Here is a 20,190-nt window from a genome sequence, read left to right as displayed (position 1 = left end):
GCCCCCTCTCGGGGACGACGGGCCGTCGTGGTGGTGCTGGCTGCGCGCTACCCGCTCGTACGCGCTACTCGCTCGTGATGGCGAGGTCGGGCGTGCCGGTCCCGGTGCCGATGCCGGCCGCGACCGAGATGCCCTCGCGCTGCGTCGTGACGAACGTGAACTGGCCGTCCACGTAGTCGACGTGCACGTGGTCACCCGCGTTGAGCTCGCCCTGCAGGATCCGCTCGGAGAGGCGGTCCTCGATCTCGTGCTGCACCGCGCGGCGCAGGGGCCGGGCGCCGAGCGACGGGTCGAAGCCGACCTCGATGAGGCGCTCCTTCGCGGCGGTCTCGAGCGTGATCGTGAGGTCGCGGTCCATCATGCGATCCGACAGGCGCTTCACGAACAGGTCGACGATCTGGAGCAGCTCGGGCTTCGACAGCTGCGGGAAGACGATGGTGTCGTCCACGCGGTTGAGGAACTCGGGCTTGAAGTTCTTCTTCAGCTCCTCGCTGACCTTGCCCTTCATGCGCTCGTAGGAGTTCGCGGCGTTGTTCTCGACCTGGAACCCGACCGGGGCACCCGTGATGTCCTTGGTGCCGAGGTTGGTGGTCATGATGATGACCGTGTTCTTGAAGTCGACCACGCGGCCCTGGCCATCCGTCAAGCGTCCCTCCTCCAGGATCTGGAGCAGCGAGTTGAAGATGTCCGGGTGGGCCTTCTCGATCTCGTCGAAGAGCACCACGGAGAACGGCTTGCGGCGCACCTTCTCGGTGAGCTGGCCACCCTCCTCGAAGCCGACGAATCCGGGAGGGGCGCCGAAGAGGCGGCTCACGGTGTGCTTCTCGCCGTACTCGCTCATGTCGAGCGAGATGAGCGCGTCCTCGTCGTCGAAGAGGAACTCCGCCAGGGCCTTCGCGAGCTCCGTCTTGCCGACACCCGTGGGGCCGGCGAAGATGAACGATCCCGAGGGACGACGCGGGTCCTTGAGCCCGGCGCGCGTGCGGCGGATGGTCTTGGACAGGGCCGAGATGGCCTCCTCCTGGCCGATGACCCGCTGGTGCAGGGCCTTCTCCATGAAGACGAGGCGCGAGGACTCCTCCTCCGTGAGCTTGAACACCGGGATGCCCGTGGCCTGCGCCAGCACCTCGGCGATCAGGCCCTCGTCGACCTCTGCGGTGGTGCGGACGTCGCCCGAGCGCCACTGCTTCTCGAGCCGGAGGCGCTCGCCGAGGAGGTTCTTCTCCTCGTCGCGCAGGCTCGCGGCCTTCTCGAAGTCCTGGTCCTCGATGGCGGTCTCCTTGGCCACGCGGACCGTGGAGATGCGCTCGTCGAACTCGCGCAGCTCCGGCGGCGCCGACAGGATCGAGAGGCGCAGGCGGGCGCCGGCCTCGTCGATCAGGTCGATGGCCTTGTCCGGGAGGAACCGGTCGGCGATGTAGCGGTCGGCCAGGTTCGCCGCGGACACGATGGCGCCGTCGGTGATGGACACCTTGTGGAACGCCTCGTAGCGGTCGCGCAGGCCCTTGAGGATGTTGATGGTGTGGGGCAGCGAGGGCTCCTGCACCTGGATGGGCTGGAAGCGGCGCTCGAGGGCCGCGTCCTTCTCGAAGTGCTTGCGGTACTCGTCGAGCGTAGTGGCGCCGATGGTCTGCAGCTCGCCGCGCGCGAGGAGCGGCTTGAGGATGCTCGCCGCGTCGATCGCGCCCTCGGCGGCACCCGCGCCGACGAGCGTGTGGATCTCGTCGATGAAGGTGATGATGTCGCCGCGCGTGCGGATCTCCTTGGTGACCTTCTTGAGGCGCTCCTCGAAGTCGCCGCGGTAGCGGGATCCGGCGATGAGCGAGCCGAGGTCGAGCGTGTAGAGCTGCTTGTCCTTCAGCGTCTCCGGGACGTCGCCCTTGACGATGGCCTGCGCCAGGCCCTCGACGACGGCGGTCTTGCCGACGCCGGGCTCGCCGATGAGGACGGGGTTGTTCTTGGAGCGGCGCGACAGGATCTGCATCACGCGCTCGATCTCCTTCTCGCGCCCGATGACGGGGTCGAGCTTGCCGTCGCGCGCGGCCTGCGTGAGGTTGCGCCCGAACTGGTCGAGGACCGTGGAGCCCGCCTGCTGGCTCTGCTGCGCCTCGCCGCCGACGGCGACCGCCTCCTTGCCCTGGTAGCCGGACAGGAGCTGGATGACCTGCTGGCGCACGCGGTTGAGGTCGGCGCCGAGCTTGACGAGCACCTGCGCGGCGACGCCCTCGCCCTCGCGGATCAGGCCGAGGAGGATGTGCTCGGTGCCGATGTAGTTGTGGCCGAGCTGGAGGGCCTCGCGGAGCGACAGCTCCAGGACCTTCTTCGCGCGCGGCGTGAACGGGATGTGCCCCGTGGGCTGCTGCTGGCCCTGGCCGATGATGTCCTGGACCTGTTCGCGGACGGCATCGAGGGAGATGCCGAGCGACTCCAGGGCCTTGGCGGCCACGCCTTCGCCCTCGTGGATGAGGCCGAGCAGGATGTGCTCGGTCCCGATGTAGTTGTGGTTGAGCATCTTGGCCTCTTCTTGGGCCAGGACGACGACGCGACGAGCGCGGTCGGTGAATCTCTCGAACATCTGTATCTCCCTGGGCACCGGGGCAGGGGGCCGGCGCCGATATGTAGAGAGTAACTACGGGTTCGAGGAGTGCATGCCCCTGTTCGCCGTGGGCGTGACGCGATGCGTAGGGCGGAGGATCCCGGTCGGGAGAGGCGGGCGCTAGCGGTCCGCGTCGGGCGCGGGGACGCCCATGCGGGCGCGCTCCTTCGCCTCGATGGCGGCGTAGGCCTTGCGCTCCTGCTTGTCCGCCTGGATGACCGCTCGCATGATGAACCAGAAGATCAGGCCCACGCCGAGGGTGGGGAGGATCGACCAGATCGCGCTCGCCCAGAAATCATCCATGCGGCAAGGATACGCCGCGCTCTAGGTGAGGATGCCGTAGACGCCCTGGCCGATCATGACGACGGCGATGCCGCCCACGATGATCCAGAGGGCGTAGCGCGCGGTGGTGGGCTTCTTCGGGTTCGAGCCGTCGGGGCCTAATGGCATGGTCGCCTACTTCACTAGGGGGAACAGGATGGTCTCGCGGATGCCGAGACCGGTGATGGCCATGAGGAGCCGGTCGACCCCCATGCCCATGCCGCCCGAGGGCGGCATGCCGTGCTCGAGGGCACGGAGGAACTCCTCGTCGAGCGGCATGGCCTCGTCGTCGCCGCGCGCCGACTGGCGCGCCTGGTCGACGAAGCGCTCGCGCTGCACGACGGGATCCACGAGCTCGGAGTAGCCGGTGGCCAGCTCGAAGCCGCGGATGTAGAGGTCCCACTTCTCGACGACGCCCTCGATGGAGCGGTGCGCGCGCGTGAGCGGGGAGGTCTCGACGGGGAAGTCGAGGACGAAGGTGGGGCGCTCGAGGCCGCCCTTGACGAAGTGCTCCCAGAGCTCCTCGACGAGCTTGCCGTGCGTGCTCAGCGGCACGACGACGCCCTCGCGGTCGGCGATCGCCTGGAGCTCGTCCACGGTGGTGGCGGGCGTGACCTCGACGCCGGCGGCCTCGCTCAGCGAGCCGTACATGGAGATGCGGTCCCACTCGCCGCCGAGGTCGTACTCGGTGCCGTCGGCCCACGTGACCACGTGGCTGCCGGCGACGGCCATCGCCGCGTCCTGCACGAGCGTCTGCGTGAGCTCGGCGATGGACGTGTAGTCGCCGTACGCCTCGTAGGCCTCGAGCATCGCGAACTCGGGGCTGTGCGTGGAGTCGGCGCCCTCGTTGCGGAAGTTGCGGTTGATCTCGAAGACGCGGTCGATGCCGCCGACGACCGCGCGCTTGAGGTACAGCTCGGGCGCGATGCGGAGGTACATCTCGGTGTCGAAGGCGTTGGAGTGCGTGACGAAGGGGCGGGCGGAGGCGCCGCCGTGCATCACCTGCAGCATGGGCGTCTCGACCTCGACGTAGCCGCGCTTCCGGAACGTCTCGCGCATGGAGGCGTTGACCTTCGCGCGGTCGAGGACGTTCTTCCTGGCCTGGTCGCGCACGATGAGGTCGAGGTAGCGGCTGCGGACGCGGGTCTCGTCGGAGAGCTCGGAGTGGAGGTTCGGCAGGGGCAGCAGGGCCTTCGAGGCGATGCGCCACTCGGTGGCCATGATCGACAGCTCGCCCTTGCGGCTCGCGATGACGCGGCCGGCGACGAAGACGTGGTCGCCGAGGTCGACGAGCTCCTTCCACGCGGCCAGCGCCTCCTCGCCGACCTCGGCCAGCGAGATCATGGCCTGGATGCGCGTGCCGTCGCCCGCCTGGAGCGTGGCGAAGCAGAGCTTGCCGGTGTTGCGGAAGTGGACGACGCGGCCGGCGATGCCGACCACGTGGTCGGTCTCCTCGCCGGGCTCGAGGTGGCCGAACTCCGCGCGGACCGCGGGGATCGTCGTCGTGACGGGCACCTGCACGGGATACGCGCCCTCGCCGGGGCCGCCCTGGGCGTTGAGGCGGGCGCGCTTGGCGAGGCGCACGGCCTTCTGCTCGGCGACGTCCTCCGCGGATCCCTCCACGGCGGGAGCGGGGGCGGTCTCGGGCGTCGCGGACGTTCCGGGGCTGTCGGTCATGAGCGGGCGGATCCTCGCGGGTCGTGGGTTCTCGGCGGCCGAGCGGCCTCCCGTCGATTCTCGCAGGTGCGGGCGGGGCCCGGGCACGCCCGCGGATCGGACGCCCGCGGGGTCAGGCGATGACGACGGTCTCGTTGTCGATGAGGCGCGTGCTGCCGACGCGAGCCGCGATGACGGCGAGCGCGACGCCCGTGAAGCCGTCGTCCACGGACTCGAAGGTGGTCGGATCCACGACCTGGAAGTGGTCGAGGGCCACCGCGGGCTCCCCCATCACCACGGACTGGGCGGCGGCGATGACGGCGTCGATCCCGCGGTCCCCGGCGCTCTGCGCGGCCTCGAGCGCGGCGGGGATGACGCGGGCGGCGCGGCGCTCGCGGTCGTCGAGGTAGCGGTTGCGGCTGGAGAGGGCGAGGCCGTCGGGCTCGCGCACCGTCTCGAGGTCCTCGATGCGGACGGGCAGGTCGAGGTCGCGCACCATGCGGCGGACGAGGTGCAGCTGCTGCGCGTCCTTGCGGCCGAAGGTGGCGACGTCGGGCATCACGATGTGGAGGAGCTTCGCCACGACGGTGAGCATGCCGTCGAAGTGGCCGGGGCGGGAGCGGCCCTCGAGCGTGAGGGCGACGGATCCGCCGGTGACGCGCACGCGCGCCGGCCCGTCCGGGTACATCTCGGCCGCGGACGGCGCGAAGACCAGGTCGACGCCGGTCTCCGTGAGCGCGGCCACGTCGGCGTCGAGCGTGCGCGGGTAGGCGTCGAGGTCCTCGCCCGCGCCGAACTGCAGCGGGTTGACGAAGATCGACACGACCACGAGAGATCCGAGCTCGCGGGCGCGGCGGGCGTGCGCCAGGTGGCCCTCGTGCAGCGCGCCCATGGTGGGGACGAGCACGACGACGGGCGCCTCCCCCGCCGCGGTGCGCGCGGCCCGGTGGTCGCGGACGCGGGCGCGCAGCTCGGCGATGCCGGTGACGACGGTGGGCGCGGGGATCGTCATGGCTTCGGGCTCCTCGGTGCTGCGGGACGCGGACGCACAAGGTTAGTGCGCGTCGGGGCCCTCGTCCGTCGGCAGCGGCACGTCACCGGATGTGAGGCGCGCGCCGCCCGCCGGGGAGGAGCGGCGGAGCGCGTCGTCGACGGCCGAGCGGATCAGCGGCCCGAGCACACGGCCGGGCTCCTCCACGCCGATGCCCGCGAGGAGGCCGGCGGCCTGGTCGACGATCGCGGTGGAGAACGTGGTCGCGGTGGCGATGGCCTCGGCGTACGCCGGGCGGTCGCGCTCCTCCACGACGACGGGCTCGCCGCCCATCTCCACGACGAGCACCTGCGCGATGGGGAGGACGGGCGCGGGCGCGGTGACGGCGAACCAGCTGTCGACCATGCGGCTCAGGTCCATGCTCGTGCCGGTGAACGACATCGCCGGGTGGATGGCGAGCGGGATGATGCCGGACGCGAAGGCGGGCGCGAGCACCTGGATGCCGTGCGCCGCCGACGTGTGCACGACGAGCTGGCCGGCCTGCCACGCGCCCGTGGCGGCGAGACCCGCGACGAGGCCGGGGAGCTCGGCGTCGGGGACGGCGAGGATCACGAGCTCGCTCCGCTCGATCAGGTCGGGGATCTCGAGGACCGGGACACCGGGCAGCATCGCCTCCGCGCGCTCGCGGCTGGCGGCCGAGACCGCGGAGATGCCGGTGATCGCGTGGCCGGCGCCCGCGAGGGCGGCGCCGATGACCGGGCCGACGCGACCCGCGCCGACGATGCCGACGCCGAGGCGGCCGGAGCGCTGGGACGGGACGGTCATGCGGGGTCCTCGGGGGCGGAGCGGTGGCGGGGGGCATCGGCGGCCGGCGGCGGCCAGGCGGCGTCGGGGGTGGGGTCGGGTTCGGGCAGCGCGGGTGCTGCGGGTGCGGCGGGGTCGGGGTCGGCGGGTCCGGCGACCGCCGGTGCGGCGGCGGGCGCGGGCGCGGATCCCGGCGCCGGCCAGCTCGCGGCCTCGGCGCCCCAGTGCGCGGACGTGTCCGACCGGGCGGATGCGACGGCCGCCGCGACCAGCCGGGTCGACAGCTCCATGCCCGTGGCGCGGTCGATGGCGCCGAGCCGCGTGTCCACGGGTCCGGCGACGGTGGCGGCGCGCACCGAGACGAGGTCGAGCCGGCGGTCGATCGGGCCCTGCCTGAGGTCGACCCCCTGCGTCCGGGCGTGCGGCACGATCACGAGGCGGCGCCAGATCACGCCGCGGCGGACGAGGAACGCCGACGCGTCGACCGCGAAGCCGGTGCGGCGCCAGGAGAAGGGCTTGAGGATCCAGGCCCGGCGCGGCGACGTGGTGAAGCCGTCGTCGACGCCACCGCGGCCGGTCATGCCCACGGCGACGAGGGCGAGCGCCTGGTCGCCGACGAGGTCGGGCAGGACGAGGCCGAGGACGCGGTCGACGTCCCTGCGGTCGCCCACGGGGAGGATCGACGTGTTCTGCTGTCCGGCGGCGCCCGGCGACGAGGAGTGCGAGGCGCGCGTGATGCGGATCTCCCACCAGCCGGCCGCGCGCCAGAGCAGCGGCTGCACGACCTCGACCGCGTGGATCCGGCCGGGCGGGATGGTGTCGTTGCTCGTGGACAGCAGGCCGAACCCGACGCGGACGCCGTCCGGCGTGCCGGCGACGCTGTAGCGGAGCGAGCGCGTGATCCGGCGCACGAAGAAGCCGGCGGATCCGAGGAGCGTCGGCAGCAGCGGCACGAGCAGGTACCAGGCCTCGAACCGGACGATGAGCGGGATCCCGACCGCGACGAACAGCACCAGCACGACCGTGGGCGCCGACAGCAGCACGGCGCCGACGAGGCGCGGGATGGGGATGCGGACGACCGACTGCGGCGGGGCCGCGTCCGGGTCGAGCTCGGGCGCGAGGAAGTCGTCGACCCGCGAGCCGACGAAGCCGCGCGGGGCGCCTGCGGGAGCGGACGCCGGGGCGGCACCCGCCGCCTCCGCCCGGGCGCCGGAGGCGAGCCGCAGCACGCGCAGGCGGAACGCGTCGGCGTCGCGCGATCGGAGGTACTGCAGCGGCAGGTTGGCGTCGTTGCCGGCGACCTGGATCTCGAGCTTGGCCGCGCCGATGAGCCGCGCGATGAGCGGGCGCACGATGTTGACGCCCTGGATCCGGTCGAGCCGCGCCCGCCGGTTCGTGCGGGAGAGGATGCCGCTGCGCACCTCGACGGTCTCCTCCGTGACGCGGAACGTGTGCATGCGCCACGAGAGGTAGGAGATGCCGACCGCGAGGAGGGTGAACGCGAGGAGGGCGAGGATCACCCAGATGAGGCTGCCGCTCTCCACGAGCATCGGGATGAGGTCCTGCTCGCCGTCCCGCCGCTGGCCGGGCACGAACTGCTCCACGAGCTGCTCGCGCAGGGACGAGACGAGGAAGCCGATCGCGACGATGAAGAGGACCCCGCCGCGGAGCACGGGGGTGGCCGGGTGGAGGCGGTGCCAGTCGCCGTCGGTGAGCTCCTCCGCGATGCGGGCCTCGGCGGCGGGGACGGGCCCGGCTGCCGTCGCGGGCGACGCGCCGTCGGTCGCGGAGTCGCGCGGGCCGGCCGCCGGATCCTCGGGTGTCGGGTCGCTCACAGCCCGGCCCGGCGCGTCTCGGCGAGGGCGACCAGGCGGTCGCGGAGCTCCTCGGCGTCGGCGTTCGTGAGCCCGGGGATCTGGATGCTCGCCGCGGCCGCCGCGGTCACGAGCTTGAGGTCGGCGAGGCCGAGCACGCGTCCGACGGGCCCGCGCGTGATGTCGACGAGCTGCATCCGGCCGTACGGCACGGCGACGACGCGCGTCCACATGATGCCGCGGCGGAAGACGAGGTCGTCCTCGCGCAGCTGGTACCCCATGGCGCGGACGCGGCGCGGGACGATCACGAGCGTGACCACGAGCTCCACGAGCGCGGCGGCGCCCAGCACGATCGGCAGCCAGCCGGGCGCGTCGACCGCGAAGAGGAACGCCGCGATCCCGCCGAGCACGAGGGCGGTGATCACCCCGCCCACCAGCTCGACGCCGACGAGGCGAGGGGAGACGCGGCGCCACGAGACGCCGTGCGGGTCGACGTTCGGGGTCACGGTGCTCCTCCGGGTGGTGTGGGGTCCTACGAGGGCTCGCGCGCCGGATCCCCGGGGCGCGAGTCGTCCCGGTCGTCGGGCGGGACCGTGCACCAGTGCTCGGCGACCAGCCCGGCGACGAGGAGGACGACGGCTCCCACCGTACCGGCCACCGCGAGCCCGACGGAGGACGCGCCGGGCAGCACCGGCCGGGCCAGCACGAAGGCCAGCACCCCGCCGGTGATCCCGGTGAGCAGCGCGCCCGCGAGCGCCGACGCCTTCGCGAGCAGCACGACGCGCGTGGCGCGGAACGGATCGACGCGTCCCGGGGTGCGCCCGAGCGTCGAGCGTCGGATGGGGCGGGCCAGCGCGAGCAGCACGATCCCCACGATCAGGAGGGTCGCGCCGAGCGTGAGCGGCGGGATCAGGAGCGCGCGTCCGCTCATGACGAGCGCGTTCTCGGCGAACCAGCCGACGGCCGCGCCCGCGATGAGCAGGGCGATGAGGGTGGTGGAGCGCGTGCGGGTCATGCGCGGGCCTCCGCGGCAGCGGGTGCGGGCGCGGGTGCGGGCGCGGGTGCGGGTGCGGGCTCGAGCGCGGCGAGCAGCGCGTCGACGCGGCCCAGGCCGGGCAGCTCCGCGTCGGGATCCGCCCGCAGCCAGGGCCCGAGCACGAAGGCGCGCTCGGCGGCGCGCGGGTGGGGCAGCGTGAGGCGCTCGTCGTGGATCCGCGCGTCGCCGTACGCGATGACGTCGAGGTCGATCGTGCGGTCGCCCCAGCGCTCGGCGCGCACGCGGCCGAGGTCGCGCTCGATCCCGGCCAGCGCGTCGAGCAGCGCGTGCGGACCGAGCGCGGAGTCGACCAGCGCGACGCCGTTGAGGTAGCCGGGCTTCGTCGGGTCCTCCCCCTCGGGCGTCACGGCGACGGACTCCACGAGATCCGAGGAGCGCACGACGCGGAGGCCGGGCACCTCGTCGACCAGGGCCAGCGCGCGCTCGATGGTCGCGCGCCGGTCGCCCAGGTTGGATCCCACGGCCACGACCGCGCGCACGGTCTCGCCCGGCGCGGGCCGCGTGGACGCCCGATCGATGACGACGGCCACGTCGTCGAACGGCACCGCGATCGGCGCGTCCGGCTTGTGCACGGTGACGCGCACCCACCGGGCGACGGGATGCGCGAGCACAACGCCCGCGACGCGCTCGGCGAGCGTCTCGATGAGGTCGACGGGATCGCGCTCGGCCGCCGCGGCGACCTCGTCGGCCAGCTCGCCGTAGTGCAGCGTGCGGCCGAGCTCGTCGCTGCCGCCGGCCGGCGCCAGGTCGAGAGCGACCTCGAGGTCGATCACGAACGGCTGGCCGTCGCGGCGCTCCTCGGCGAAGACGCCGTGGTGGGCGTGCACGCGGAGGCCGGTGAGGAGGATGCGGTCGGTCGGGAGCCCGGTCACCATGAGCGGCCCACGACGATGGACGGGAGGTCGCCCGGGGCGGCCGGGTCGTACCAGAGCGGGAGCTTGCCGCCGACGGCCGGGAGCAGGCGGTCGGCCGTGGTGACGGTGCGCGTGACGTGGTGGTCGCGGCCGTCGCCGTCGGTGAACGCGACCGTGAGACGCGCGCGGACGGCGTCGCCGGATCCGTCGAGGCGCTGGACGGCCGTGACGATCGCGGAGGTGCGGCGGCCGGTCTCGGTCACGCGGCGGGCGTTGGCGGCGAGGCGCGCGACACGGCGCTGGACGACGGCGCAGGCGATCGCGGCGGCGATCCCGAGGACCGCGAGCACGGCGGCGACCAGCGCGAGGACGGGGTTCGACGCGTCGCCCTCGGGGGCGACCGGCGCGAAGGCGAGGGCGCACACGATGCCGAGCGGCGTGCCGAGCAGCACCACGGCGGTCGGCCAGAGCAGGGCGCCCACGGTGGTGAGCACGGGAGACATCAGCACGACGGACGCGTAGGCGCTGCCGAGCGAGCCGATCAGCCCCAGCACGATGGCCACGACCTTCGCCACGACGATCGCGGCGCCCGAGTCGGCGGCGACGTCGGCCGGGACGGTCAGGCCGACGCCCAGGATCACGGACGCGACGAGCGCGGCGACCGCGGTGCGGACGAGCACCGCCTGCGGGGCGACGACGACACGGTCCTGGCTCACGGCGCTCATGCTCCTACTCTGACAGACCGGCGACGGCGGACGGCCCGGCGGATCCGGCGTCGAGCGCCTCGGCACGGCCGCGCGACCACGCGGCCTCGACCGCGAGCGCGGCGCGGGTGGACGCGACGTCGTGCACGCGCACGGCCCACGCCCCGGAGCGCGCGGACAGGGCGCTGACGACCGCGGTCGGCACGTCGCGCTCCTCGACGCCCGCGCCCTCCGGGAGCAGCCGGCCGAGGAAGCGCTTGCGGGAGGCGCCCACGAGCACGCGGTGGCCGAGGCCGGTGAACGCGTCGAGGGATCCGAGCAGCTGCCAGTCGTGCGCCGCGTCCTTGGCGAAGCCGAGGCCCGGATCGAGGACGATGCGGGCGGGATCCAGCCCCGCGGCGACGAGAGCGGCGACCCGCGCGTGCAGCTCGTCGCGCACCTCGGAGACCGTGTCGGCGTAGGCCGCGCGCGCGGCCATCGTGTCGCTGTGGCCCCGCCAGTGCATGGCGACGTAGTCGACGTCGACGCCGGCGACGACGACGGCCATCCGCGGATCCGCGAGGCCCCCGGAGACGTCGTTGACGACACGCGCCCCCGCGCCGATGCAGGCCTCCGCGGTCGCGGCGCGCATGGTGTCGACGCTCACGGCGATCCCCTCCGCGGCGAGCTCCCGCACGACGGGCAGCACACGCCGGAGCTCCTCGTCGGCGTCCACGCGGAGGGCGCCCGGGCGGGTGGACTCCCCGCCCACGTCCACGAGGTCGGCGCCCGCGGCGACCATCCGCCGCGCGTGCGCGAGCGCGTCGTCGAGGGCGAGGTGGCGGCCGCCGTCGCTGAAGGAGTCGGGGGTCGCGTTGAGGATCCCCATGACGAGCGTGCGCGGCGCGGCCACGATCACGCCCGGCCGGCCGCGGTGGGGAGCAGCGCGAGGACCTCGGCGCGTGCCGCGGGCTCGGCGAGGGATCCGCGCGCCGCGATGGTGATCGTCGTGCTGCCGGCCTGCCGGGTGCCCCGCGCGGTGACGCAGCCGTGCGTCGCGTCGAGGATCACGGCCACGCCGCGCGCCCCGAGGCCGCGCTCCAGCGCCTCGGCGATCTGCTCGCCCAGCCGCTCCTGCATCTGCGGCCGCGACGCGAGGTCGTCGACCACGCGCGGCAGCCGGCCGAGGCCGACGATCCGCTCCCCCGGCACGTAGGCCAGGTGCGCGACGCCGGTGAACGGCAGCAGGTGGTGCTCGCAGATGGAGCGGAACGCCACCCCGGTCACGATCACGGGCTGCGGCGCCGCGTCCGTCTCCGGCAGCGGGAACGTCTCGCGCAGGTGCCGGAGCGGATCCGTGCCGACCCCCGAGAAGAACTCCGCGTACGCCTCGGCCACCCGCGCCGGGGTGGTCGCGAGGCCCTCCCGGCCCGGATCCTCGCCGATGGCCAGGATCAGCTCGGCCACGGCCGCCTCGATGCGCGCCCGGTCGACGCTCACCGGATCAGGCCGTCGCGGGGCGCGGGAAGGGCGAGCGCTTCGGCTTGCCGGCCGGCGGCTCCGAGTCGACCGCGCCGTCGACGACGCCCTGGTCGATGGGAGCCTTCTGCGGCATGGCCACGGGCGGCAGGTCGGAGAGCGGGCGCTTGTCGCTCGAGAGCCACTGTGGGCGCGGCGGCAGCTTCTTGACGTCCGCGAAGATCGCCGCGAGCTGGTCGTGGTCGAGCGTCTCCTTCTCGAGGAGCTCGGTGGCCAGGCGGTCGAGCACGTCGCGGTTGTCGTTGATGACCTGCCACGCCTCGTCGTGCGCGCCGTCGAGGAGCGCGCGCACCTCGGCGTCGACCGTGAGGGCCATGTCCTCCGAGTAGTCGCGGCTGCCGCCGAGGTCGCGCCCGAGGAACGGCTCACCGGAGCTGGAGCCGAGCTTCACGGATCCGACCTTGGCGCTCATGCCGTACTCGGTGACCATGCGACGCGCGGTCGACGTGGCCTTCTCGATGTCGTTCGACGCGCCAGTGGTCGGGTCGTGGAACACGATCTCCTCCGCGACGCGGCCGCCCATGGCATACGCGAGCTGGTCGAGGAGCTCGTTGCGGGTGACGGAGTACTTGTCCTCGAGCGGGAGCACCATCGTGTAGCCGAGGGCGCGGCCGCGCGGCAGGATCGTGACCTTGGTCACGGGATCCGTGTTGTTCATGGCCGCCGCCGCGAGCGCGTGGCCGCCCTCGTGGTACGCGGTGATGAGCTTCTCGTGGTCGCGCATGATGCGGCTGCGGCGCTGGGGCCCGGCCATGACGCGGTCCACGGCCTCGTCGAGCGCACGGTCGTCGATGAGCTGCGCGTTCGAGCGCGCCGTCAGGAGAGCGGCCTCGTTGAGGACGTTCGCGAGGTCGGCGCCCGTGAACCCCGGGGTCTTCCGCGCGAGGACCTCGAGGTCGACGCCCGCGGCGAGCGGCTTGCCGCGCCCGTGCACCTCGAGGATCTGCTTGCGGCCCTGCAGGTCGGGGGCGTCGACGCCGATCTGGCGGTCGAAGCGGCCCGGGCGCAGCAGCGCGGGGTCGAGCACGTCGGGCCGGTTGGTGGCCGCGATGAGGATGACGTTGGTCTTGACGTCGAAGCCGTCCATCTCCACCAGGAGCTGGTTGAGGGTCTGCTCGCGCTCGTCGTTGCCGCCGCCGACGCCGGCGCCGCGGTGGCGGCCGACCGCATCGATCTCGTCGACGAAGATGATGGCCGGCGCGTTCTGCTTCGCCTGCTCGAACAGGTCGCGCACGCGGCTCGCGCCGACGCCCACGAACATCTCGACGAAGTCGGATCCGGAGATCGAGTAGAAGGGCACGCCGGCCTCGCCCGCGACGGCGCGCGCGAGCAGGGTCTTGCCGGTGCCGGGAGGGCCGTAGAGCAGCACGCCCTTGGGGATGCGGGCGCCGACGGCCTGGAACTTGGCGGGCTCCTTGAGGAAGTCCTTGATCTCCTCGAGCTCCTCGATGGCCTCGTCCGACCCGGCGACGTCCGCGAACGTGACCTTGGGCGAGTCCTTGGAGGCGAGCTTCGCCTTCGACTTGCCGAACTGCATGACGCGGTTCCCGCCGCCCTGCATGCCGGAGAACATGATCCAGATGAAGAAGCCGATGAGCAGCAGCGGCAGCAGGATGCTGAACGCCGACAGCAGCCAGCTCGGCTGCGGCACCTGGTCGTCGAAGCCCTCGGCGGGGTTCGCGGTCGTGATGGCGGAGACGATCTCGCCGCCGCGCTGCGCGACGTAGTTGAACTGCACCATGGTGCCGTTGTCGCCGTCTGCGCTTGCGAGCGTGAGGTCGACCCGCTGCTCGCCGTCGATGATCTTGGCGGAGGCGACCTTGCCGTCCTGGATCAGCTCGAGGCCGTGCTGCGTGGTGATGGTCTTGTAGCCGGATCCGGTGATGAGGCTGAAGCCCACGGACACCACGACGATGGCGAGGACGACGATCAGGATCGGGCTGCGGAGGAGTTTCTTGAAGTTCATGAGCGTAGGGGCGCGGGCCCGACACCTTTCTGCCCGTGCCGCGCCGTACGGCGACGAGATGTCTCGAGGATACAAGCGGCCGTCTGAGCATGGCCGCGGTGTTCGCCGCCAGCCGAACGTGCGCCGGCATGGAGGCGGGTAAGAGGGGCGGAGCGCCTCAGCTGTAGACGTGCGGCGCGAGGATCGCCACGTCGCGGAGGTTGCGGTAGCGCTCGGCGAAGTCGAGGCCGTAGCCGACCACGAAGTCGTCCGGGATCTCGAAGCCCACGTACTTCACGTCGACCGCGATCTTCGCCGCCTCGGGCTTGCGCAGCAGGGCGCACACCTCGACGCTCGCCGCGCCGCGCGAGCGCAGGTTGGCGAGCAGCCAGGAGAGCGTGAGCCCGGAGTCGATGATGTCCTCGACGATGAGCACGCGCCGGCCGGTGAGGTCGGCGTCGAGGTCCTTGAGGATGCGGACGACACCGCTCGACTTGGTGCCGGAGCCGTAGGAGCTGACGGCCATCCAGTCCATGTGGATCGGCAGCTCGAGCTCGCGCGCGAGGTCGGCCATGACCATGACCGCGCCCTTCAGCACGCCCACGAGGAGCAGCTCCTCCCCGGGGTTGTCGCGCTCGATCTCGCGGCACATCTCGGCGATGCGGCCGTGGATCTCCTCCTCGGTGTGGAGGACCTCGGTCAGGTCGTCGGCGATGTCGGTGGATCTCATGTCACTCTTCCGTCGTCCTGGCGCTGAGGACGATGAGCCCGTCCTTGCGTACGACCCTAACGCCCGGCAGGTCGACGGGCCCCTGCCCGTGCCAGTCGGTGACGAGCCGCGCGACCTCCAGGACGTGCGTCCGCGAGAGGTGCGCCGCGAACTCCTCCCGCGCGGCGAGGCGGATCAGCCGGTGCCGCAGCGCGGGCGGCGCAGCCAGGAGCGAGGCCACCTCGAGGGAGATGCCGGCCTCGGCGTGGTCGGCGATCTCCTCGATCATCTCGGCGGCGAAGTGCTCGAGCGCGTCGTCGTCCTCGCGCAGCTGGTCGGCTGTGCGGGCGAGGGCCTCCGCGATCCCGGGGCCGAGCTCGCGCTCGAGCACCGGCAGCACCTCGTGGCGGACGCGCACCCGGGCGTAGGCGGGATCCGCGTTCTGCGGGTCCTGCCAGGGGTCGAGGCCCTGGTCGGCGCACGCGGCGCGGGTGACGGCCGCGCGGATCCCGAGCAGCGGCCGCAGGTACACGGCGTCGGCCGCGCGCGCGGGGGTCGACGCGGCCATGCCGTGCAGGCTCGCGGCGCCGGAGCCGCGGGCGAGCCCGAGCAGGACGGTCTCCGCCTGGTCGTCGAGGGTGTGGGCGAGGAGCAGCGCGCGGGATCCGGTCTCCCGGAGCGCGTCGTCGAACGCGGCGTAGCGGGCGGCCCGGGCGGCGGCCTCGGGGCCGGACGCGCTCCTGTCCACCCGCACGCGCATCACGACGACCGGCGCGAGGCCGATGGCGCGCGCGGCGTCGGCGGCCCGCTCGGCGACCGCCGCGGATCCGTCCTGCAGCCCGTGGTCGACGACGACGGCACCCGCGGCGACGCCCGCGCGGGGACCCTCGAAGGCGGCGGCCGCGGCGAGGGCGAGCGAGTCGGCGCCGCCGGAGAGGGCGACGAGGACGGGTCGGGACGAGGACGGGTCGAGCCGGGCGAGCGCCTCGCGGACCGCCCGCCTGAGGTCCGCGACGGCGGGGGTGAGACGGGGGCGCTCGGAGGGCATCCACTAACGTTATGGCAGCAATCCGCCCACGTCAGAACCACGAGGAGCACGCGCATGGCCAGCTACGACGTCGTCGTCGAAATCCCCAAGGGGTCCCGCAACAAGTACGAGGTCGACCACGAGACGGGTCGCGTGTACCTGGACCGGGTGCTCTTCACGTCGTTCGTCTACCCCACCGACTACGGCTACTTCGAGAACACGCTGGGCCTCGACGGCGACCCCGTCGACGTGCTCGTGCTCCTCGAGTACCCGGTCTTCCCCGGCGTCGGCGTCTCCATCCGCCCGGTCGGCGTGTTCAACATGAGCGACGAGGCCGGCATCGACTCCAAGGTCATCGGCGTGCCCGCCAAGGACCCGCGCTGGGCGCACATCCAGGACATCGACGACGTGCCGCAGCAGACGCGCAACGAGATCGAGCACTTCTTCGAGCACTACAAGGACCTCGAGCCCGGCAAGTGGGTCAAGACGGAGGGGTGGGGCGACGCGGCCGAGGCCGAGCGCATCGTGCAGGCCGGCTTCGAGAAGCTCCAGGCCGAGGGCCACGGCCACGGCCACGGCGGCGAGCCGGACGAGGACGCCTGATCCCCGTCATCCCCTGAGCCCGCGCCGCTGACACGACGACGCCCGCCCCCGCAGCAGATGCGGTGAGGCGGGCGTCGTCGCGTCCGGGCCGGATGAGCCGGGCCGGGATCGGCCGGGCGGGGATCAGCCGGGTCGGCCGACGTACGGCATGATGTCGCTGCCACCCCAGAGGCTCTGGATCTTCACCACGTCGCCGGGCTTCGGCGCCGCGATGATGGTGTTCCCGCCCATCGAGAGGGCGTCGTGGTAGAACCCGCTCCCGTCGTTCCAGAAGATGATGTCGCCGGGCTGACGTTGCGAGAACGGCACGAGACGACCCCGGGCCTGCATGGTGTTGTACTGGCTGCTCACCGAGTGGCTGCCGACGTCGATGCCCGCTGCGCGGTACGCCATCATCACGAGGCCCGAGCAATCCCACACGTTGGGGCCCGCGCCGCCGAGCACGTACGCCTCGCCGAGCTGGGCCTTCGCGAACGCGAGGGCGACCTGCGCGGCGTTGCCCGAGGGCGCGGGGGCAGGAGCGGGAGCCGGGGCGGGCGCGGGCGCCGGGCCGGGCGCGGGACGCGACGGCTGCTGGGTCACGGGGGCGGGAGCGCTGGATCCGCCGCCGGAGGAAGAGCCGCCACCGGACGACGAGCCGCCGCCGCCGGACGAGGATCCGCCGCCCGAGCCGGATCCGCCGGACGACGGCGCGGGCGCTGCCACGGCCGCGGGGATGGGCGGCTGCGTGATGCCCTGGATGTACTGCGCCTCGATCTCCGAGGTGGAGTCCTTGAGGAGCGCCAGCTGCGCGATGAGCTGGTCGCTGTTGCGCGTCTGCTCGGTGACGGCGGCCTGCGCGGTCGCGGCGGCGCTGTTCGCGTCGTCGAGCGCCTTCTGGGCCTCGTCCGCGAGCGAGGCGAGATCGTCCTTGGCCACCTGCGCCTGCTGGCTCAGCGACGCGGCGCTGTTGCGGTCGGCGAGCGCCTGCTGGTACACGGACTGCGTGCTCTCGGACAGCTTCGACATCGTGCCGAGCGAGCGCAGCAGCTCCTCCGCGTCGTCGCCGTCTGAGGCGAAGAGGCTCGCCGTGATGTCCTGGCCGCCCGCCCGCGCGAGGTGGCTCGCGAGGAGCCCGGCGCGCATCCGGCTGGTGAGGGCCGTGGCCTGCGCCTCGTCGGCCTTCTTCTGCAGGCGCGCGAGCTCGTCGGCCTTGGCGTCGCGCGCGGCCTGCGCCTCGGCGTACTTCTCGCCCGCGATCAGCGCGGCCTTGTTCGACTGGTCGGCGGACACCTGCAGCCCCGTCACCAGCTCGGTCACGCGGTCGATGGCCGCCTGGGTGTCGGCCTGGTTCGCCTTCGCCGCCTGGACGTCGGCCCACGAGGGGTAGTCGGTCGCGGCGAACGCCGTCTGGGCGGCGACGCCGCTGGACACCGCGATCACCCCCACGGCGATCGTGGAGATGACGACCGTGGTCGGGCGGAGGTGGTTCATGTCGTTCCTCATGTCAATGCGTGCTGCTGATGGAGACGCCCTGGCCGTGCATGAACGCCACCGGGTCGGTGGGATTCCCGTTGATGCGGATCTCGAAGTGCTCGTGGCAGCCCGTCGAGCCGCCGGTGGTGCCGGTGATCGCGACGGGCTGGCCCGCGACGACGTGCTGGCCGACGTGCACGAGCGTGCCGCCGTTGGTGATGTGGCCGTAGGCGGAGGAGATGCCTCCGCCGTAGTCGATCCGGAGGTAGTTGCCGTAGCCGCCGTTCCAGAACGCCGCCGCCACCGTCCCGTCGTGCACGGCATACTGCGTGGCGCCGCAGGTGTTGGCGCCCAGGACGAGGTCCTCTCCGGCGTGGAAGAGCATGCGGTGCTGGATGGGGTGGAAGCGCGGGCCGTAGAAGCCGCTCGTGTGCGCCCCCGGGAGGGGAGCCGTCCAGCCGGATGCACTGATCGGGGCGGGCGACATGCCGCCGGCGGCGCTGCCCTGGCTGGCGGCCAACGCATCGGCGTCGGCCTGGCGCCTGCGCACGCCGGCCTGGTAGTCGTCCTCCGTCGCCTCGCGGTTCTCCGACATGACCTGGAGCTTCGCGTCGGCGTCGGCCTTCTGCGCGCTCTGGTCCTCGAGCGCCTGCTCCAGGTCGGCCTGCGCCTGCGCGGCGTCGGCGAGGAGCTGCTCGGCCTTGGCCTTCAGCGCGTCGAGCTCGGTGAGGGCGACCTGCGCCTGGTCGCTGAGCGACTTCGCGGCGTTGCGGTCCTGGAGCGCGATCGTGTAGATCTGGTCGGACTTCTCGGCGACCTTGCTCATGGTGCCGAGCTTGTCGAGGAGGTCGTCGGTTCCGTCGCCCTCGCTGAGGAGGAGCGTGCCGGAGAGGTTCTGCCCCCCGGAGCGCATGAGCTGCTTGGCGAGACCCGCCGCCTGCTCCTGCGACTTCGTGGCCTTCGCGTCCGCCGCGTCGACCTTCTGCTGCAGCTCGACGGTCTCCTGGTACTTGTCGTCGGCGTCCTGCTGCGCCTTGTCGTGCTCCTCGCCGCGCTTCGTCACGAGGTCCTGCGCGTCGCTCACGCGCTGCTGGAGCGACGCGATCTCGTCGTCGATGCGCTGCACGAGCGCCTGCTGCGCCTGCTCGTCGCCGCGCGCCTTCTGCACGTCGTCCCACGAGGCGAAGGTGTCGGCGTGGGCGGGAGCGGCGATCGACCCGGTCAGGAGCACGGCGGCGATGGCGACGACGGCCTGGAGGCTGCGGCGGCCGCGCGGGCGCGGTCGACGCGCGCCCGCGGTGCGCGAGCTCCGGAGGAGGTCATGGTGCATGGTGGTCCAAATCATCGTGTCGCCCGGCTGGCCGGCTGTGCCTCCCTGCAGGGCCGGCGGGGAGCGCGGATCACATCCGTCACGCCATCACCGGCTCTCACAGTAGCAACGGGGGTGCGCGGCGCACATCGCGCCGTTGCGGGGATCCACGCAGGGATCCCCTCCCCGGGAGGGTCGACCGAAGGCTAGCCCCGCGGCAGGGTGCCGCCGGGGCAGCGCGCCGGCCGTGTCGCGAACCTGGCAGGAGGCCGTGGAGCGCCCGGACGACGCGGTCGCGGAGCCTCCGAGCGTGGAGCCGACACGCCGCCCGATCCGCATGCCCGCGCGGTCGGGGCCCGTGCGGGCCCGGCCGATTTGAGTCCTCGCCCGGAGTGCGGTTATGCTGACGTGTCGGTTGCTGCGAGACCTGGTCCGCCAGGGCGAGCGGCCCCATCGTTTAGTGGCCTAGGACGGCGCCCTTTCACGGCGTTAACACGGGTTCGAATCCCGTTGGGGTCACCAGGCAATGTGATCGACATGCAAGGCCCTGTAGCGCAGCTGGTTAGCGTGCCGCCCTGTCACGGCGGAGGTCGCGGGTTCAAGTCCCGTCAGGGTCGCCACGGATATGAGCCCTCTCTCACGAGAGGGCTTCTGTCCGATGTGGGCGTCTTCTCGCAAGCCGCCCGCTCGCCTGGGTAGCTCAGTTGGTAGAGCGTTCGACTGAAAATCGAAAGGTCCGCGGATCGACGCCGCGTCCAGGCACCATCCGCCGGTCCCCGTCACAGACGGCAGGGCCGGCGTTCCTCTTCTCTCCCGGCCCAGTCCGG

Annotated in this window: 19 protein-coding genes and 3 tRNA genes; 4 read left to right on the top strand and 18 right to left on the bottom strand. The window is 72.8% G+C overall.

The window, feature by feature from the left end:
* Positions 1-64: 64 nt before the first annotated feature.
* From NL142_RS04415 to tilS, 16 genes are all read right to left on the bottom strand, one after another.
* Positions 65-2,575: an ATP-dependent Clp protease ATP-binding subunit gene (locus NL142_RS04415; protein WP_012037542.1), complete on the bottom strand. Its 2,511-nt coding sequence runs from the start codon at positions 2,573-2,575 to the stop codon at positions 65-67.
* 141 nt (positions 2,576-2,716) lie between these two features.
* A complete protein-coding gene (locus tag NL142_RS04410; RefSeq protein WP_012037541.1) occupies positions 2,717-2,899 on the bottom strand; it encodes a hypothetical protein in 183 nt (60 codons plus the stop codon).
* 21 nt (positions 2,900-2,920) lie between these two features.
* Entirely contained in the window at positions 2,921-3,046 is a 126-nt protein-coding gene (locus NL142_RS04405) for a hypothetical protein (RefSeq protein ID WP_012037540.1), read from the bottom strand.
* A gap of 6 nt (positions 3,047-3,052) precedes the next feature.
* On the bottom strand, positions 3,053-4,594 hold the full coding sequence (gene lysS / locus NL142_RS04400) for a lysine--tRNA ligase (protein WP_435081124.1): 1,542 nt from the start codon (positions 4,592-4,594) through the stop codon (positions 3,053-3,055).
* A 112-nt stretch (positions 4,595-4,706) separates the two neighbouring features.
* Positions 4,707-5,585: a pantoate--beta-alanine ligase gene (gene panC / locus NL142_RS04395; protein ID WP_435081123.1), complete on the bottom strand. Its 879-nt coding sequence runs from the start codon at positions 5,583-5,585 to the stop codon at positions 4,707-4,709.
* A gap of 42 nt (positions 5,586-5,627) precedes the next feature.
* Positions 5,628-6,389: a Rossmann-like and DUF2520 domain-containing protein gene (locus tag NL142_RS04390; RefSeq protein WP_194683177.1), complete on the bottom strand. Its 762-nt coding sequence runs from the start codon at positions 6,387-6,389 to the stop codon at positions 5,628-5,630.
* Positions 6,386-8,203, bottom strand: a complete 1,818-nt coding sequence (locus NL142_RS04385) for a PH domain-containing protein (RefSeq protein ID WP_435081122.1) — start codon at positions 8,201-8,203, stop codon at positions 6,386-6,388. Before NL142_RS04385 ends, NL142_RS04390 begins: the two co-directional genes overlap by 4 nt.
* Complete coding sequence (locus tag NL142_RS04380; RefSeq protein WP_012037535.1) at positions 8,200-8,688, bottom strand: PH domain-containing protein; 489 nt, start codon at positions 8,686-8,688, stop codon at positions 8,200-8,202. The genes NL142_RS04385 and NL142_RS04380 overlap by 4 nt, the downstream gene beginning before the upstream one ends.
* Before the next feature lie 26 nt (positions 8,689-8,714).
* Positions 8,715-9,197, bottom strand: coding sequence for a DUF3180 domain-containing protein (locus tag NL142_RS04375; RefSeq protein WP_435081121.1), 483 nt, complete (start codon positions 9,195-9,197; stop codon positions 8,715-8,717).
* A complete protein-coding gene (folK, locus tag NL142_RS04370; protein ID WP_435081120.1) occupies positions 9,194-10,114 on the bottom strand; it encodes a 2-amino-4-hydroxy-6-hydroxymethyldihydropteridine diphosphokinase in 921 nt (306 codons plus the stop codon). The genes NL142_RS04375 and folK overlap by 4 nt, the downstream gene beginning before the upstream one ends.
* Positions 10,108-10,818, bottom strand: a complete 711-nt coding sequence (locus NL142_RS04365; RefSeq protein ID WP_435081119.1) for a DUF3592 domain-containing protein — start codon at positions 10,816-10,818, stop codon at positions 10,108-10,110. Before NL142_RS04365 ends, folK begins: the two co-directional genes overlap by 7 nt.
* A 4-nt stretch (positions 10,819-10,822) precedes the next feature.
* Positions 10,823-11,695, bottom strand: coding sequence for a dihydropteroate synthase (gene folP, locus NL142_RS04360; protein WP_435081118.1), 873 nt, complete (start codon positions 11,693-11,695; stop codon positions 10,823-10,825).
* Positions 11,692-12,276 carry a GTP cyclohydrolase I gene (folE, locus tag NL142_RS04355; RefSeq protein WP_435081117.1) on the bottom strand — a complete coding sequence of 195 codons (585 nt, stop codon included), beginning with the start codon at positions 12,274-12,276 and terminating at the stop codon, positions 11,692-11,694. The genes folP and folE overlap by 4 nt, the downstream gene beginning before the upstream one ends.
* A 4-nt stretch (positions 12,277-12,280) precedes the next feature.
* Complete coding sequence (ftsH, locus tag NL142_RS04350) at positions 12,281-14,281, bottom strand: ATP-dependent zinc metalloprotease FtsH (RefSeq protein ID WP_012037529.1); 2,001 nt, start codon at positions 14,279-14,281, stop codon at positions 12,281-12,283.
* Positions 14,282-14,438: 157 nt separating this feature from the next.
* Positions 14,439-14,990 (bottom strand): hypoxanthine phosphoribosyltransferase, encoded by a 552-nt coding sequence (gene hpt / locus NL142_RS04345; protein ID WP_043588313.1) that lies wholly within the window; start codon positions 14,988-14,990, stop codon positions 14,439-14,441.
* Position 14,991: 1 nt separating this feature from the next.
* Positions 14,992-16,017: a tRNA lysidine(34) synthetase TilS gene (tilS, locus tag NL142_RS04340; protein WP_435081116.1), complete on the bottom strand. Its 1,026-nt coding sequence runs from the start codon at positions 16,015-16,017 to the stop codon at positions 14,992-14,994.
* Positions 16,018-16,071: 54 nt separating this feature from the next.
* On the opposite strand from tilS, the gene NL142_RS04335 reads away from it, so the two are divergent.
* On the top strand, positions 16,072-16,599 hold the full coding sequence (locus NL142_RS04335) for an inorganic diphosphatase (protein ID WP_194683184.1): 528 nt from the start codon (positions 16,072-16,074) through the stop codon (positions 16,597-16,599).
* Positions 16,600-16,722: 123 nt separating this feature from the next.
* Here the strand turns inward: NL142_RS04335 and NL142_RS04330 are convergent, their stop codons facing one another.
* Entirely contained in the window at positions 16,723-18,072 is a 1,350-nt protein-coding gene (locus NL142_RS04330) for a C40 family peptidase (protein ID WP_435081115.1), read from the bottom strand.
* A gap of 13 nt (positions 18,073-18,085) precedes the next feature.
* Entirely contained in the window at positions 18,086-19,384 is a 1,299-nt protein-coding gene (locus tag NL142_RS04325) for a murein hydrolase activator EnvC family protein (protein ID WP_435081114.1), read from the bottom strand.
* A 425-nt stretch (positions 19,385-19,809) separates the two neighbouring features.
* Between NL142_RS04325 and NL142_RS04320 the strand changes: the two genes are divergently transcribed.
* The 3 genes from NL142_RS04320 (at position 19,810) to NL142_RS04310 (ending at position 20,128) form a co-directional block, all read left to right on the top strand.
* A tRNA-Glu gene (locus NL142_RS04320) sits at positions 19,810-19,885 on the top strand.
* Positions 19,886-19,906: 21 nt separating this feature from the next.
* Positions 19,907-19,983 (top strand) — tRNA-Asp (locus NL142_RS04315).
* 69 nt (positions 19,984-20,052) lie between these two features.
* Positions 20,053-20,128, top strand: a tRNA-Phe gene (locus NL142_RS04310).
* Positions 20,129-20,190: the final 62 nt, after the last annotated feature.

It is taken from the genome of Clavibacter quasicaliforniensis (assembly GCF_051201715.1).
Lineage (GTDB): Bacteria > Actinomycetota > Actinomycetes > Actinomycetales > Microbacteriaceae > Clavibacter > Clavibacter seminis.
The sequence above is the reverse complement of the archived record's forward strand: the minus strand, read 5'-3'. Positions and strand labels throughout refer to the sequence as shown.

Excerpts from the sequence above, each read along its gene's own strand:
- NL142_RS04415 (WP_012037542.1), bottom strand. The coding sequence starts at position 2,575 with ATGTTCGAGAGATTCACCGACCGCGCTCGTCGCGTCGTCGTCCTGGCC.
- NL142_RS04410 (WP_012037541.1), bottom strand. The coding sequence starts at position 2,899 with ATGGATGATTTCTGGGCGAGCGCGATCTGGTCGATCCTCCCCACCCTC.
- NL142_RS04405 (WP_012037540.1), bottom strand. The coding sequence starts at position 3,046 with ATGCCATTAGGCCCCGACGGCTCGAACCCGAAGAAGCCCACCACCGCG.
- lysS (WP_435081124.1), bottom strand. The coding sequence starts at position 4,594 with ATGACCGACAGCCCCGGAACGTCCGCGACGCCCGAGACCGCCCCCGCT.
- panC (WP_435081123.1), bottom strand. The coding sequence starts at position 5,585 with ATGACGATCCCCGCGCCCACCGTCGTCACCGGCATCGCCGAGCTGCGC.
- NL142_RS04390 (WP_194683177.1), bottom strand. The coding sequence starts at position 6,389 with ATGACCGTCCCGTCCCAGCGCTCCGGCCGCCTCGGCGTCGGCATCGTC.
- NL142_RS04375 (WP_435081121.1), bottom strand. The coding sequence starts at position 9,197 with ATGACCCGCACGCGCTCCACCACCCTCATCGCCCTGCTCATCGCGGGC.
- folK (WP_435081120.1), bottom strand. The coding sequence starts at position 10,114 with ATGGTGACCGGGCTCCCGACCGACCGCATCCTCCTCACCGGCCTCCGC.
- NL142_RS04365 (WP_435081119.1), bottom strand. The coding sequence starts at position 10,818 with ATGAGCGCCGTGAGCCAGGACCGTGTCGTCGTCGCCCCGCAGGCGGTG.
- ftsH (WP_012037529.1), bottom strand. The coding sequence starts at position 14,281 with ATGAACTTCAAGAAACTCCTCCGCAGCCCGATCCTGATCGTCGTCCTC.
- hpt (WP_043588313.1), bottom strand. The coding sequence starts at position 14,990 with ATGAGATCCACCGACATCGCCGACGACCTGACCGAGGTCCTCCACACC.
- tilS (WP_435081116.1), bottom strand. The coding sequence starts at position 16,017 with ATGCCCTCCGAGCGCCCCCGTCTCACCCCCGCCGTCGCGGACCTCAGG.
- NL142_RS04335 (WP_194683184.1), top strand. The coding sequence starts at position 16,072 with ATGGCCAGCTACGACGTCGTCGTCGAAATCCCCAAGGGGTCCCGCAAC.
- NL142_RS04330 (WP_435081115.1), bottom strand. The coding sequence starts at position 18,072 with ATGAACCACCTCCGCCCGACCACGGTCGTCATCTCCACGATCGCCGTG.
- NL142_RS04325 (WP_435081114.1), bottom strand. The coding sequence starts at position 19,384 with ATGCACCATGACCTCCTCCGGAGCTCGCGCACCGCGGGCGCGCGTCGA.